Consider the following 14,568-nt stretch of genomic DNA (forward strand, 5'->3'; position numbering starts at 1 on the left):
CCGCCGCCGCAACCGAGCGGGGAGACTCAGCTGTTGTGGGCGCCGTTGCCGGACAGAATCGGGATGTCGCTGAGGATGTGCGACAGGGGCTCGTCGCCCTTGGCCTGCGTCGAGTTCTCGACGCACTGCTGGTTCTGCGGGGCCGACAGGATCGGGACGTCCTGGACGGCGATCGCCGCCACGCCGGCGAGGGAACCGATGTTGGCCTTGGCCGGGAGGCCGATGCACGGCTTGTTCAGCGAACCCTGGACCAGCGACATCTGCGGGCTCATGTCACCGAACGTGGCCGAGTTGCCGAACGTCTGCTTGGCACCGTTGCCACTGATGGACGTGGTGCCACCGTCGTCGGCGATCGCCAGCGCCTGGGGTGCTGCCGTGGCCGAGATGGCGGCGACGGAGGCGGCGAGGGCCGCGGTTGCCCACAGCTTCTTCATGTTCGTTCCCTTCGAAAAGCGGACTCCGGTAAGGAGCTGCGTGATCGTCAACGGTTCAACCCCGGCCAGGGGTGCGGTGATTGCCCCGTTTGGCCCAGTGGGCGAGGTGTACGAGCCGTCGTTCGGGGGAAACAGGCCCACTCGCCCTCCTGCACGACCGCCTTGCTCAGGGGCAGGTCAGCCGGTCCCCGTGCACCGGCACTTCCTTCCCGAACGCCGGAGGATCGCCAGGATTGGGATCCGAGCCCGCCGCGATCAGTGGCCGGTCCTCGCGCACCTTGGTGAACATCGCCTTCGCCTTCGCGGTGTCCCAGCGCAGAGTCGAACCGATGCCCGCCTTCGGCGGGTTGAACCCGGCGATCGGCACGGTGGCGAACTCCGTCCGGGTGGCCGGCACCTTGCTCAGTGTCGAGGCGAGCCAGACCATGGCCTTTACGCCATCCTTCCCGAAGCCCTGCTCGACCTTGGCCGGACCGAGCAGCGTCCGGGCGACCCGGCCCATGAGGACGGGGTCCGTGAGCACCTTCCGAGCTGTCAGCTGCTCCAGCGCCGACACCAGGAACCGCTGCTGCCGCTGGATCCGCCCGAGATCGGCACTCGCATCGACATGCCGCGAGCGGACGTACTGCAAGGACTGCCCGCCCTTGAGCAGGTGCCGTCCCGGCGCCAGGTTCAGCTTGGTCTTGGAGTCCTTGAGCTGCCGATTCGTGCACACCTCGACCCCGTCGACCTGGTCGACGGCGTCGATGAACCGCCGGAAGTCGATCTGAAGATACTGCTCGACACTCACCCCGGTCACCGCCTCCACCGTCCGCTCGACGAGCTTGGCGCCGCCTTCCGCGTATGCGCCGTTGAGCTTCGCGGGATGCGCGGGGCGCTGTTTCGCGGACGGTTTGGGTTTGTACGCCGGAATCGTGGCGAAGGAGTCGCGCGGCAGGCCGATCACGCTGACCCGGTCGCGCTTGGCGGACACATGGACGAGCATCATCACGTCCGCGCAGTTGCAGGCAATGCCGCCCGCGTGGAACTTGCGACGCTCCTTCTCGGTGATGGTGCCGCGGCCGTCCGTGCCCAGCAGCAGGATGTCGGTGCCTTTGGCGGCGGCGGCGCCGCCCATGGGTCTCAGCGGCTGCTGCTGGGGCACACCACAGCTGATCGCGGTCGCTGCGCACAGCAACGCGACGCCGCACAGGCGGGAAAAACGGGGAAACGGGAGCAAAGGGTGTCTCGTCGTCACCTGACGCAACGTAGGCCAGCGGGCCGCCGAGAGTTCGGCGGCCCGCTGGTGAAGGTTCGAAGTGAGCCCGGACGTACGCCTGGCTCAGCTGTCCCCGGTGGTATTGGTGATGCCGGTCAGTTGTTGCCCACGCCGTTGCCGGACAGGACCGGGATGTCGCTGAGGATGTGCGACAGGGGCTCGTCGCCCTTGGCCTGCGTCGAGTTCTCGACACACTGCTGGTTCTGCGGGGCCGACAGGATCGGGATGTCCTGAACGGCGATCGGCACGACGCCGGCGGCGCCACCGAGGTTGAGCTTCGCCGGGAGGCCGATGCACGGCTTGTTCAACGACCCCTGGATGAGCGCCATCTGCGGGCTCATGTTGCCGTACGTGGCCGAGTTGCCGAACTTCTGCTCGGCGCCGTTGCCGCTGATGGAGGTCGTGCCACCGTCGTTGGCGATCGCCATGGCCTGCGGCGCGACTGCGGCGGAAGCACCGATGACGGAAGCGGCGACTGCGGCGGCAGCCATAACCTTCTTGATCACTTGCTAGTCCCTTCGGAAGAAACCCCGTCCACCGGAGCGTTCTGATCAACTGCCTTGAGCACGCATGGTTGCTCCGGTTCACTCCGATGGCCCACAGCGAGGGGTGTCTCCGAGGGCGTGTGAGCCGAGCGTTTCTATGAAACTGCGGGCCAGGAAAGGGCCAACCGGGTGAATACACGAAACCAAACCCCGCGCATCCGGTTGATGGGAGAGCAGGAACGTGTGTCTCTGCAGGAAAGGAAAGCGAAATGCTGAAGAAGGCAATGGCCGCGGCGGCGGTAGCCGTATCCGTCGTCGGAGTGTCGGCGGCGACCGCCCCCCAGGCGCTTGCCACAGCGGACGACGGCGGCACCAAGTCCGTCAGCGGGAACGGTGCGGTCTCGAAGTTCGGCAACTCCCTCACCAAGGGCGACATGAGCCCTCAGATGAGCCTGGCGCAGGGCACCCTGAACAAGCTCTGTGTCGGTCTGCCCGTCAAGGCCAACGTGGGCTCCATCCTCGGTGGAGTGCCGATCGCCGTCCAGGACGTTCCGATCCTGTCCGCCCCGCAGAACCAGCAGTGCGCCGAGAACTCCACGCAGGCCAAGGGTGACGAGCCGCTGTCGCACGTTCTCAGCGACATTCCGGTCCTGTCCGGGAACGGCATCGGCAACAGCTGATCTGTTGCCGTCGGCTGACCGGTCGTCGACATTCGTCCGGTCGCCCGCAAAAGCAGCTCGGGCAGCCCCCGCACACGGTGTGGGGGCTGCCCGAGTTTTTTCATGTCCCCGATTTCCTCAAGCCTTTCGTGTGGATCGTGTTTCCTGTCGATTCCGGGCGTTCGAGTGAATTACCTGTGGGACCACGTTCCGTAGTTTCTTCGACTGTCTATCCCTCGTTTTACAACTGCCGGTCATGGTGCGAGCCGTTCAGCTGTGCTCGCTCGGCCTCCGGCCGACATAAGGCATGACCGCAGAGAAGGGAAACTTCATGAAGAAGAGCGTTGCTGTCATCGCCGGCGCGATCATGGCGCTCGGAATGGCCTCCCCGGCCTTCGCCGACGCCGAGGCGGAGGCCTACGCCGCCCACTCCCCGGGCTTCCTCTCCGGCAACGTGATCCAGGTTCCCATCCACGTTCCGATCAACGTGTGTGGCAACTCGATCAACATCATCGCGCTGCTGAACCCGACGATCGGTAACACCTGCATCAACGACTGACGTCGTCGCACCAGCCGTTCGGCGCTGTCTGGGCCGGCCTTGGAAAACCTTTGGGTGCCAAGGCCGGCTTTTCCTCGCCTCTCTCAGCGGAAAGATAATCAAACCTGGACGAGCTACGCGCCCCGCAAGGGGCGCGTAGCTCGTCCAGGGGCGCGGGGAACTGCGCGACCAGCCCCCACCGGCCCTGCAGCGAACGAACCGTCTATCCAGCGGAGCGCACCCCAACCCGCCTCCTCGGCCCCGGCACCACCGCGCCACCCGCCCGGGCCTCCGCCCGCAGCCGGCGCCGTACGCCACGTACGAGCGTCTCCGCGGTGAACGTCGCGCCGTGTACGAAGCGCATCGCCGGGCCGAAGCCGGATGCCGTCACCAGGCCGGCCAGGAACAGGCCGGGGTACGAGGACTCGAAGTGCCGCCCGACCGCCGGTGAACCGTCTCCCAACGTGCCCAGACCGCTGCCGAGTTGGGGATCCAGCAGGCCCAGTCGGTCGCAGGTCGCCCTGAACCCCGTTGCCGCGATGACGTGTTCGGTCTCCAGGGAGCGCCGCTCACCGGACCGGGTGACCGTGTCCAGCCGTACGCCGCTGCCGCCTCCCCCCAACTCCCGTGCCTGCATCACCTCTTGACCGAGGACAATCTCCACCGCCGATTCCACACGGTCGCGTACCCACCAGGCGCCCGCCGGGCCCAGGGCCGTGGCGGCGATTCGGGCGCGGGTCGGTTCCGGAAGACGGCGGAAGAGGTTGGGGCGTTCCGAGTAGAACCAGTTGCGCCAGCCGCAGCCCAGGCCGCTGTGCGGGGCGCGGGCCGAGCGCCACCAGGAGCGCTCCCACGGCGGCGGTACCTCGTTCCAGTTCAGCTGCTCCGCACGGGCCAACACCCTTACTCGGGAACCCCGTTCGGCGAGCAGGGCTGCCGTTTCCAGGGCTGCCTGGCCGCCGCCGATCACCGTGACGTCCCGGTCGCGGAAGCGGTCGAGGTCGCTGTGGTGGCTGCTGTGCGAGACCAGGCCGGGCCCGAGGGCGCGCAGCGCGGCGGGGATCTCGACGAAGGGGAGCACGCCGACGGCCAGGGCGACGGTCCGGGCGCGTACCGTCTCGCCGTCCTCCGTCACCGCCTCGAAGCCCCCGGCGACGGGCGCCACCCGTGTCACCGTCCGTTCGTCGACCTCGGGCACGGCGTTGCGGGCGAACCACTGGCCGTACGAGGCGAACATCTCCAACGGGATCGGCTGTCCGTGCCGTGCCTCGACGCCCTGACCGGCGCAGTACGTGTCCAGGCGCCAGCGGCCGTCGGGGTCGGACAGGTTGGACGCCCACGGCTCCGACTTGAGGTACATGCCCCGCGGCATGTGGTCGCGCCAGGACGCCATGGGTCGGCCGAGGACGCGCAGGCGGAGCCCGGCGCCCGCGGCGTGGGAGGCGATGGACAGGCCGTATGGGCCGGCGCCCACCACCAGCAGGTCGTACATCAGTAACTGTTCGCTTTCTCGTCGTCGGTCAGGGAGTTGTCGATCTCGGGCGGGAGGGGACTCGTGGCCTGCCGGACCACGCGTGCCTGCGTGTCGTCCGGTTCGGGCCGTTGGCACAGCCGGCGCAGCCGGGCCGGCAGCCGGCGGGCGGCGTGCCGGGCCCACAGGGCCCACATCGTCCAGCCGGGCACGAGGTCGTCCGGGGCGTGCCAGGCCAGTTCGCGGCCGGCCGGCGCCGGGCGCAGCGCGCTGAGCGGCGCGTAGTTCTCGACGACGAACGCCCGCCCGGGCCGGGGCGCCCCCTCGGGCATCGGACGGTGGGTCAGGTCGAGGTGCTGGGCGCGTACGACGTCCAGCCCGGCCGTGTCGGTGAAGAGCCGGAACTGGGCGCCGGGGCGCGGGTTGAAGTCGAGCAGGTGGTAGTCACCGGTGATGGCGCAGCGGCGGAAGTCGAGGTCGAAGACGCCCCGGTAGCCCAGTTCGCCGACCAGGCGTTCGGCGAGGGCCCGCACCGGCGCGTTCGGTGTCCAGTGGCCCACCGCGGTCAGTCCGGCGCCGCGCGGCCAGGCGTGGAGTTTGCGGCCGGCGCCGCCGCCGTGCACGGTCCCGGTGCGGTCGGCGTACCCGTGGCAGAACCAGTCGAGGTCCGGTCCGGGGGTCAGGAACGCTTGGAGCAGAAGTCGGCTGCCCGCCTCCTCCGTTCGCAGGAACAGTTCTCTGGCCTGCCGCGCCGAGCGTACGACGACCGTGCTGCGTAGGTCGCTGTCCGCGGGGAGCAGCCAGGGGCGGCTCCACTTCGCCACCGCCGGCAGGCCCAGTCGCCAGGCCGCGGCGGCGGCCTCGGACGGGCTGTCCGGGATAAGTGTCAGCGGGTGCGGGATGCCCACGGTCGCGCACACGGCGGCGAGTTCGGCCTTGTCGGCCACCCGTTCGGCCAGCGCGCCGGGCTGATGGGGCAGCAGATAGGAGGGCGCCAGCTCGGCCCGGGCCCCGGCCACCGCGACGGCGCTCGCGTCGTCGAGCGGGATCAGTACGGCCGGCCGCGCGATCTGGGCGGCTACCCGCAGCAGTGCGCGGGCGATGTCGGCGGGGGCGGCGCCGGGTGGCGGCGGCGGATGCAGTTGGCGTACGAAGCGGGATCTGCGTACGGGACTTCCGCTGACGTCGGCGATCAGGTGGACGTCGACGCCCGCCCGGCCGAGTGAGCGTACGGCGCCCAGTGTTCCGTGGTGAAAGGGATTCCGGTCGATCCGCACGAGGACGGCGGGGACGCGGGTGTCGAGCAGCGACGCGGACATATTTTTCGGGTTTCCTTCGGGTCGGTTCACTCGTGCGGGGGAGCGGAACACTCGAAAGTCCTAAGCGCGGTGGCGGAATTCATATTCATATGACTGAGTGTCAGTAGGTGGAAAAGAAAGACCAGAACAGGGAGTGCGAGCGTGGAGGAAGGAGCAGGCATGGCCCCACACAAGCGACGGGCCCGTAGCGGACGGCTGGCGTTCCTGGCGGCGGCGGTCGCCGCGTCGGCCGTCCTGGCGGCGGGGCCGGGACACGCCGTGGGCGCGGGGGTGGCCGATCCTCCCGTCCCCGCACCGGACACGGTCACGCAGCCGACACCACCCACCGGGATCGTGGCACCGGTCGCGCCCGTGACACCCGAACCCCCGGTGGCCCCCGAACCCCCGGTGGCCCCCAAACCCCCCGTGACGCCCGAACCCCCGGTGGCCCTCGAACCCCCCGTGGCCCCCGAACCCCCCAACCCCGAGCCGCCGGAACCCCCGGAGCCGCCGGAGGCCCCCCGGCTGCCCGCGTTCGGCGCGTTCGGCGCGTACGTCGACTACGACGGCACCCGGGGCACGGCCAGGATCGCCGAGCTCAGCCGCTGGCTGGGCGATGCCGATCTCGAGGTCGGGCACACCTACCTGCCGGGTGACCGGTGGACCAACATCGAGGGGCTGCCCGGGTTCCTCGATGTGTGGGCGGACTGGCGGCGAGCCGAGGAGGACCGGCTGTTCGTCCTCAACGTGCCCATGCTGGAGCGCAACGAGGAGGGTGTCTCCGACTGGCAGGTCCGGGTGCAGTTGAGGCGCGGCGCGGCCGGTCTCTTCGATCACCACTTCCGCGCCCTGGCCGAGCGACTGGTCGAGCAGAACATCCCGGACACGGTCATCGTGCTCGGCTGGGAAATGAACGGCATCACGTACACCCATCGCTGCGGGCCGGACCCGGAGGCCTGGAAGAGGTACTGGAACAGGATCGTCACCACCATGCGTGCGGTGCCGGGCCAGAAATTCCGGTTCGATTTCAATCCGACCCGGGGTAAGGACGCCATTCCGTGGCCGCAGTGCTATCCGGGGGACGACACGGTCGACATCATCGGAATGGATGCATATGACCAGCCCCGGGGACTGTCATTCGACGAGCAGGTGACCGAGCCCTACGGACTTCAGGCACATGTGGACTTCGCCAAGGCCCACGGAAAGCCCATTTCCTATCCGGAATGGGGGCTGTTCCGCAACGGTGACAATCCGGAGTACATGCGGCGCATGCTCGCGTGGATGGACGAGCACAAGCCGCTGTACAACACGCTGACCGACTACTGTCCGCACGGCGTGTGGCAGTGCGGCAGCAATCCGAAGGCGTCCGAGGTGTACCGCCAGATCCTGACGGGCCGTAAGGACACGGAGCCGACCGTGCCGACGCCGGACCCGACCCCCGAACCGCCGAAGCCCACGGACCCGGTCACCCCGCCCGTGCCGCTGCCGCCGCCCAACTGCTCGCCGCTGGAGCTGGGCGACTGGGTGGAGTACTGGATGGGCGGGAAGCTGTGCCTGCGCTTCGACTGGTGGTCGCGCAACCGGTGACCGCCCGGTGGCGGCGGGTCGTTCACGATCCGCCGCCACCGTTGCCGTTGCCGTCATCGTTTCCGGCGCGTTCCCGTAGCCGGCGCAGGAGTTCCTTGCCCCGGCTGCGGGCGGCGACATCGCACAGGACCGCCGACATGAGTGGTGCCGTCAGCCGCCGGGCCAGCAACAGCCGCTGGTTGACGACGGGTTCGGGACGCCAGTGGTGCTTGTAGGGCTCGTCACCGCGCAGCAGGCTGAGCGTGCCGTGCCCGCCTGTCCCCGTGTGCTGGGCGCAGGCGTCGAGCAGCATCACGGCGACGTCGGCCTTTCGTTTCCGCAGGCCAGGATGAGCGCCGTACAGATAGCCGCCCGCGAGGCGTCCCGACAGCAGCGTCAGATCGACGGCTACCACGCTGTCGTCGAGGCGGAACTCGGTGACCACGGCGTCCCCGGAGCGCACCATCGGCCCCACCGAGCGGGCGAGGTGCTCGCGGAACCGGGGCTGGAGGTGTTCCGACGTCACCTTCCGTCCCTGCCACTGGAGTTGGTGCAGTTCGAGGAGGCGGGCCAGGGCCGCGTCGACCTCGTCGGGGCGGACGACGCGTCGTTCGACGCCGAGCGCGGTCAGCTTGCGCAGCTTGGCGCGGACCCGCTGGGCTTTCGAGGAGGGGAGGCGGGAGACCAGACCGTCCATCGAGACGGCGGGCAGCTCCAGGCACAGGGAGTCCCTGACCTGACGGCGCGGACCCCGCCAGCGCTCGTACACGCGTTCCGCAGCGCCCCCCGGCCGGACCTCGCGGAGGTCGATCAGGGCGGTGCGGGCGGCTTCGGAGAGTCCCTCGGCGAGAGCGTCGGCGGCCTCGTCGGCCGCCTCGTCGTCGAGGAGCACATCACCGTAGTCGGAGATCGCGCCGCCGAGCGGCACCAGGGCGGGCAGCGGGCGGTGTACGCGCATCAGCGGGGCGGCGGCGAGGAGTTCGCCCTCCGGATCGCGGACCACGACGATCCGCAGCCGGCCCGCGACGCCGTACGACAGCCACCACGAGTGCAGCCACGCATGGCTCTGGAACGGGGTCGCCGCGCCGCACCGCCGGTACAACCGGCCCCAGGCCGGGGCGAGTTCGGCGAACGCGGCCTCGTCGCTGACGACTTCGGTGCGCAGGGCGCCCGTGGTCGTGACCGTCACAGCTGTCCATGTGCGTCGGCGGCGACGGCCGGGCCCGGTACGGAGGCCGCGGGCGGCGGTTCCTCCGTACGTCGCCGGGGCCGCACCAGCAGCACCAGCCCGCCGAGGAGTCCGCCCGCGCTCGCGCCGACCAGCCCGGTCACGGCGGCCGGGGCCGAGGACGGACCGGCCGGCTTGACCGCGCGCGAGAACTCCAGCAGCTCCACGTGGGTGGAGTCCTTGGTGTCGTTGGCGTGCAGGGTGAGGGAGCGCGCCACGGCGTTGGCCATGGCGGCGGCGCGGTCGCGGCGCGGGGAGGTGGCGGACACGGCGACCATGGGCGCGTCGGGCGAGGTCGCCGTCTGCACGCTCTTCCGCAGCGTCGACACCGGTACGCCGGCCAACGCCTGGGCGTCCCCGAGCACCGCGAGCTGCGTGGCGACCCGCCCGTACGCCTGTGCGAAACCGAGCGCGGACGCCGGGTCGGACTTTTCGGTCGGTACGGCGATGACGTAGCTCGTGGCCGTGTAGGTGGGCGGCTTGAAGGTGCCGTACGCGCCGCCGAGGAGGCCGCCGAGCACGGCGCCGGCCGCGAGGAGGGTCCACGGGGGGAGGGTGCGGTTGCGGGGCGCGAGGCGGGGGGCTCTGTTGGTGTTCTCGGTCATGAGGAGGGGGCTCCCTGAGTTGACGGGGACGGGGACGGGGACGGGGACGGGTTGATGGCAGGGGTGGTCGCCGCGTACACGTCCATGAGCTGGGCGGCGCTGCGGGTGATGTCGTAGTGGTGGGCGGCGGCGGGGGGTGTGCGGTCCCGTGGGCCCAGCGCGCGGGCCTCGGCGAGGGCGCGCGCGAAGGAGTCCGCGCCGCCGGGTACGCGTCGGGCGCCCTCGGCGGCCTCCGGGGGGAGGTCCTCGATCGCCGGGCAGGAGACGTACCGGACGGGTAGCCCGGCGGCGAGTGCCTCCACGACGGCCAGCCCGAAGGCCTCCTCCGGGCAGGGAGAGGCGAGCAGGTCCATCGCGGCGGTGAGCGAGGGCAGGTCGGGGCCGGGGGTGCCGTCCGGTACGTAGGGCCGTTCGCCGGTGAACAGCACCCGGTCGGCGACGCCCGCCTCGTTCGCGGTGCGCCGCAGGACCTGCTCCTCGGGGCCGCCGCCGACGAACAACAGCCAGTAGTCGTCAGGGAGTTGAGCCAGGGCGCCGATGAGGTCGCCGAAGCGCTTGCCCGGTGCGAGCCGTCCGACGCCGCCGACGACGTACGCCCCCTCGGGCAGCCCGAGGCGCTCGCGGGTGCGGCGGCGGGCGACCGGGTCGAAGCGGAAGCGGGCCAGGTCGATGCCGTTGGGGACGACCTCGATGCGGGGCGCGGGCACACCCCAGCGGCGGAGCCGCTCGGCGACCGTCGGGGACACGGCGACGGTGGTGCTGCCGAGCCGTTCGCCGGCGAGGTACAGCGCGCGGACCCCGGCGGTCAGCCGCCGCCCCTCCATCTGCGAGTCGCCCAGAGAGTGTTCGGTGGCGACGATGGCCCGTACGCCCGCGAGCCGCGCGGCGATCCTGCCGTACACGCAGGCCCGGTAGAGATGCGTGTGCACAAGGTCGTAGCGGCCGGAGCGGATGACGTCGACCAGACGGGGCAGGGCGGCGAGATCCCGGTTGCCGGCCATGCCGAGGTGGACGACCCGGACGCCGTCGGCGATCAGACCGTCGGCGACCGACCCCGGGTTGGTGAGCGTCACGACATCGCAGTCGACCGGCAAGTGCCGCAGCAGTAGCCGAAGTTGCTGCTCGGCGCCGCCGACTCCGAGCCCGGTGATGATGTGCAGGGCTTTCACAGCCGTCACACCCCCTCGACCGGTCGGCGCCGCAGGCGGTGCAGCCGGTACTTGAGACGCAGGCGTACGGCGGTGTCGTTCTCGCCGATGTGGACGCGAGGGAGGACATGGACGCCGTTGAGCTGCCCGGGGTCGATCGCGCAGCCGTATCCGTAACCGGCCGCCCGCACGGCATCGACTGCCCGCTGGTCGACCGTCCCGTACGGATAGCAGAACCCCTCGACCGGAGCACCGCTCAACTCCGAGAGCACCGCTCTGCTCTCGGCGACCTCGGCGCGCAGCACCTCGTCGTCCGCCTTGGTCAGGTCGACGTGTGTCAGCCCGTGCGACCCGATCTCGACCCCGGCCCCGGCGACGGCACGGATGCCGTCCGCCGTGAGCAGCGGCCTGCGCGGGCCCAGCGGATCCCAGGCGTTCTCCCCGCCGAGCCGCCCCGGCAGGACGAAGAGGGTAGCGCCGCAGTCCCAACGTTCCAGCACCGGAAGGGCGTTGGTGAGGAAGTCGGCGTACCCGTCGTCGAAGGTGAGCCCGACGAGCCCGCGCCCCTCGCCCCGGGAACGGGCGGCGAGCAGCTCGGCCACGCCGACGCCCCGCAGCCCGTGCCGGTGCAGCCACCGCAGTTGGGCGTCGAGACGCGCGGGCGTGACCGTGATGCGGTACGGGTCGTCCGAACAGTCGCCCACCGAGTGGTACATCGCCACCCAGGGGACGGAACCGGGGCGGGCGGCTCTTCGGCCGCGGTCAGCGGGCTCGGTCGCGGCGGCGGGGACGGGGGCGGGCGTGGGTGGGGGTGCGCTTGCGGACATGCGGAAGCCTTCGGGTCATGGAGCGTGCGGAACGGAGTGCGAGAACGAAGCTCTGCACGGCCTGGGCCCGCATGAGCCGGCCGAGCAGGAAGTAGACGACGGTGACGGCCGCCGTACCGGCGGCGAGTCCCGCCACGGGCCCGTCGATCCGGCTGGTCACGAACGACCCCGCGGCCGTCGCGCACACCGCCGCGCGCACCGGCTTGCTCAGCTCGGCCAGCACCAGCCGGGTCCGGATCGGCACACTGCGCGGACCCATGCCGTACAGCAGCAGGGCGGCCGACAGCGTGATCCCGGCCGCGTTGGCGGCGGCGATCCCGCACACCCCCCACGGACCGACCGTCCACGCGCCGATCCAGGACGTCGCGACGATGCCCGCGGTCATCGCGGCCAGCGGGTACCAGGTGGGCCGGTTCGAGGAGAAGTACGAGCGGATGAGCGCGCCGACCAGCGTGTGCCCGAGCAGCCCGAGCGCGTACACGCGCATCACGATGGCCGTCGCTTCGGTGTCCCGGGCGGTGAACGCACCCCGCTGGAAGAGGAGTTCGATGATCTGCGGCGCACAGGCGACCACCGAGGCCGCGCCGAGCAGCACCACCCAGGCGGCCAGCGCGATATCGCGCTCCACCCGGCTGCGGGCCCGCTCGGTGTCGCCCTCCGCGATCGCCTGCGCGACCACCGGGAAGGTGACCGTGCACAGCATCAGCGACAGCGTCATCGGGATCTGCGCCACCTTCTGCGCGTAGTTCAGGTGCGAGATGGCCCCGGCGGGGAGGGTGGAGGCGAGGAAACGCTCGATGAGCACCTGCGACTGCCGGGTCAGCGCGAAGAGCAGTACCGGCGCGACGAGTCCGAACGCCATCGGCGTGCCGGACGTCTCCTCCACCACGATCTCGGCCGGCACGGCCGACCGGCGCCGCCGCAACTGCCGCAGCACGGAGGGCAGTTGGGTGACGACCATCAGCGCGCCGCCCACCGCCACCCCGACCGCCGCCGAGCGCACCCCCCAGCGCCCGCCCAGCACGAACATCGCCGTGATGATGCCGGTGTTGTAGGCGACGTAGATCGCCGCGGGAGCCAGGAACCGCCGGTGCGCGCGCAGGGCCGCGCTGCAGTACCCGGCGAGCCCGAAGCTGAACACGCAGGTGGCGGTGAGGCGGGTGCAGTCCACGGCGAGCGACGGGTCGGGCAGCCCGGGGGCGAGCGCCTCGACCAGGTAGGGAGCGGTGGCGATCAGCAGCGCGCCGACCGCCGCGAACGCCAGCGCCAGCCGGGGCAGCGTCGTGGCGACCAGCGCCCGCACCGGATCGCCCGGGGCACCCTGGGCGCGCCGGGCCAGCGCCATGCTGAACGCCGGGATCAGGACGAAGGCCAGCCCGTCCTCGATGAGCAGCGTCGCCGCGAACTCCGGCACGGTCCACGCGACCAGGAAGGCGTCCGTGTCACTGCCGGCCCCGAACAGCCGGGCCAGCGACTGGTCCCGGACCAGCCCGAGCAGGGCGCCCGCGACCGAGAGGACGGCCGTGATGAGGGTGGCCTGGGCGAGGAACTTCCTGGAAACGGGGGCGAGTTCGGCAGGATCGTTGCAGTCGTTGCCGTTGCTGTCGTCGTAACGCCCTTTGTCTCCGCCTGCCTTCGCGCCCGGCGAAGCGGCGCGTGCCGCGGGCAGTGTCACCCTGGTCTCTCCCTCGGACCGAGGGGGCTTCGCGGTCATCGTGCCGAGGCCGCGGGCATGTCGTCGCCACCGACGAGGGCCCACCAGGCGACGAACCCGAAGACGACGGCGGTCAGCACGGTCGCGGGTCCGCCGATGTCGGCGTACAGGAAGTCGATCAACTGCCAGATCAGCAGCCCGCAGGCGGCGAGCGCACAGTCGAGCCCGTCACCGGACGCCGACCGCCGGGCCCGCACCAGCCCCCGAAGGCCGCACACCAGCAGTGCCAGCCAGCTGCCCCCGAGGGCCAGCAGCCCGATGAGGCCCTGCTCGCTGAGCACCAGCAGGTACATGTTGTGCGGGGACAGCAGCGGCTGCTTGCGGTACGCGGCGCCCGCGCCCTCCGTGTCGCTGCCCGAGGACAGGGCCAACGAGGCGTGTCCGTCGCGGTGTTCGGGGAAACCCTTCAACCCGACGCCGGTGAGCGGGTGTTCGCTCCACATGTCGGTCGCCGCCGCCCACATCGTGTACCGGTCGGTTACCGACTGGTCGGGTGCGTCCGTGACTTGGCCGATGCTGCTGATCCGCTCCTGGAGCATCGCCGAACCGAGGCCGAGGCCACCGACCAGGATTACCGCCGAGGCGATCACCACCGCACCGACCTTCAGCGCGCGCCGCATCCCGGCCAGCACCAGCTGCAGCGTGCAGGCCGCCGCCGTGGCGATCCACGCGCCCCGGCTGAAGGAGACGGCGAGCGGGGCGAGGAGCACCAGGGCGCAGCCGGCGGCGACGGCCCGCTGCCGGGCGGCGGTCGCCCCGAGCGCCAGCCCCACCGCGCACATCAGCCCGAAGGCCACCACGGTCGCCATGCCCATCACATCGGCGGGCCCGAAGGTGCCCACCGCCCGGATCTCCGCGCCCTGGTAGGAGGCGCCGGTCCCGGTCACGAACTGGTGCACCCCGACCGCCCCCTGGAACAGGGCGAAGGCGACGAACGCCCAGGCCAGCACCCGGAAGTCGCGCCGGTCCCGGACCAGCAGCACCACGGACGCCGGGACCAGCACGAAGATCTGGAGGTAACGCCCCAGGCCCCCGATCCCGGCGGCGGGCGAGGACGCCCCGACGGCCGCGACCGCGAGCCCGACCACGGGCAGCCCGAGCACCACGGCGGCCGTACGGGACAGAGGGCGCCGCCGTTCCCGTAGGAGCCGGATCGCGCAGTAGAGGACCACGAGCCCGGAGACCGCGTCGGCCGGGGTCGCCCCGCCGTCGGTGCCCTGCGCGGCGGGCAGCGCGAGCAGGGCGATCACCAGGATCACGGGTAGGAGCGGAGCGAAGGCCGCGACGTACGCGAAGGGCGCTCGGCGCGGCAACGTCAGCGCGGGGCTGTGGCTCAC

The 14,568-nt window shown here is 71.2% G+C and carries 14 protein-coding genes; 3 read left to right on the forward strand and 11 right to left on the reverse strand.

The features are described from left to right. Positions 1-26 precede the first annotated feature (26 nt). The 3 genes from OG734_RS31770 to OG734_RS31780 all read right to left on the reverse strand — a co-directional run bounded on the left by OG734_RS31770 (position 27) and on the right by OG734_RS31780 (position 2,198). Positions 27-434, reverse strand: a complete 408-nt coding sequence (locus OG734_RS31770) for a rodlin (protein WP_330290871.1) — start codon at positions 432-434, stop codon at positions 27-29. Between the two features lie 166 nt (positions 435-600). Beyond that, on the reverse strand, positions 601-1,578 hold the full coding sequence (locus tag OG734_RS31775; protein WP_330290872.1) for an LCP family protein: 978 nt from the start codon (positions 1,576-1,578) through the stop codon (positions 601-603). 209 nt (positions 1,579-1,787) lie between these two features. Beyond that, a complete protein-coding gene (locus OG734_RS31780; protein WP_330290873.1) occupies positions 1,788-2,198 on the reverse strand; it encodes a rodlin in 411 nt (136 codons plus the stop codon). A gap of 251 nt (positions 2,199-2,449) precedes the next feature. Here OG734_RS31780 and OG734_RS31785 point away from each other — a divergent pair, with 251 nt between their 5' ends. Both OG734_RS31785 and OG734_RS31790 read left to right on the forward strand, forming a co-directional pair. Next, positions 2,450-2,857 carry a rodlin gene (locus tag OG734_RS31785; RefSeq protein WP_330293860.1) on the forward strand — a complete coding sequence of 136 codons (408 nt, stop codon included), beginning with the start codon at positions 2,450-2,452 and terminating at the stop codon, positions 2,855-2,857. A gap of 310 nt (positions 2,858-3,167) precedes the next feature. Then, positions 3,168-3,395, forward strand: coding sequence for a chaplin (locus OG734_RS31790; RefSeq protein WP_330290874.1), 228 nt, complete (start codon positions 3,168-3,170; stop codon positions 3,393-3,395). A gap of 202 nt (positions 3,396-3,597) precedes the next feature. Here OG734_RS31790 and OG734_RS31795 read toward each other — a convergent pair whose 3' ends face one another. Both OG734_RS31795 and OG734_RS31800 read right to left on the reverse strand, forming a co-directional pair. Beyond that, positions 3,598-4,866 (reverse strand): NAD(P)-binding domain-containing protein, encoded by a 1,269-nt coding sequence (locus OG734_RS31795; RefSeq protein WP_330290875.1) that lies wholly within the window; start codon positions 4,864-4,866, stop codon positions 3,598-3,600. Next, a complete protein-coding gene (locus tag OG734_RS31800) occupies positions 4,866-6,164 on the reverse strand; it encodes a carboxylate--amine ligase (protein WP_330290876.1) in 1,299 nt (432 codons plus the stop codon). The genes OG734_RS31795 and OG734_RS31800 overlap by 1 nt, the downstream gene beginning before the upstream one ends. Before the next feature lie 159 nt (positions 6,165-6,323). Here OG734_RS31800 and OG734_RS31805 point away from each other — a divergent pair, with 159 nt between their 5' ends. Further along, positions 6,324-7,730 carry a glycoside hydrolase family 26 protein gene (locus OG734_RS31805; RefSeq protein ID WP_330290877.1) on the forward strand — a complete coding sequence of 469 codons (1,407 nt, stop codon included), beginning with the start codon at positions 6,324-6,326 and terminating at the stop codon, positions 7,728-7,730. Positions 7,731-7,752: 22 nt separating this feature from the next. Here OG734_RS31805 and OG734_RS31810 read toward each other — a convergent pair whose 3' ends face one another. Genes OG734_RS31810 through OG734_RS31835 form a run of 6 tightly spaced genes read right to left on the reverse strand, consistent with a single transcriptional unit; the run spans position 7,753 to position 14,568 of the window. After that, entirely contained in the window at positions 7,753-8,898 is a 1,146-nt protein-coding gene (locus tag OG734_RS31810; protein WP_330290878.1) for a GNAT family N-acetyltransferase, read from the reverse strand. Then, positions 8,895-9,542 (reverse strand): lipopolysaccharide biosynthesis protein, encoded by a 648-nt coding sequence (locus OG734_RS31815; protein WP_330290879.1) that lies wholly within the window; start codon positions 9,540-9,542, stop codon positions 8,895-8,897. The genes OG734_RS31810 and OG734_RS31815 overlap by 4 nt, the downstream gene beginning before the upstream one ends. Beyond that, positions 9,539-10,711, reverse strand: a complete 1,173-nt coding sequence (locus OG734_RS31820) for a glycosyltransferase (RefSeq protein ID WP_330293861.1) — start codon at positions 10,709-10,711, stop codon at positions 9,539-9,541. Before OG734_RS31820 ends, OG734_RS31815 begins: the two co-directional genes overlap by 4 nt. 5 nt (positions 10,712-10,716) lie before the next feature. Then, positions 10,717-11,517: a polysaccharide deacetylase family protein gene (locus OG734_RS31825; RefSeq protein ID WP_443064955.1), complete on the reverse strand. Its 801-nt coding sequence runs from the start codon at positions 11,515-11,517 to the stop codon at positions 10,717-10,719. Continuing rightward, positions 11,453-13,231, reverse strand: a complete 1,779-nt coding sequence (gene murJ / locus OG734_RS31830; protein WP_330290880.1) for a murein biosynthesis integral membrane protein MurJ — start codon at positions 13,229-13,231, stop codon at positions 11,453-11,455. The genes OG734_RS31825 and murJ overlap by 65 nt, the downstream gene beginning before the upstream one ends. Next, the gene (locus tag OG734_RS31835) at positions 13,228-14,568 is read right to left on the reverse strand and encodes an O-antigen ligase family protein (protein ID WP_330290881.1); all 1,341 of its coding nucleotides are present in this window, start codon (positions 14,566-14,568) and stop codon (positions 13,228-13,230) included. Before OG734_RS31835 ends, murJ begins: the two co-directional genes overlap by 4 nt.

The sequence above is a fragment of the Streptomyces sp. NBC_00576 genome, assembly GCF_036345175.1.
In the GTDB taxonomy this organism is placed as follows: domain Bacteria; phylum Actinomycetota; class Actinomycetes; order Streptomycetales; family Streptomycetaceae; genus Streptomyces.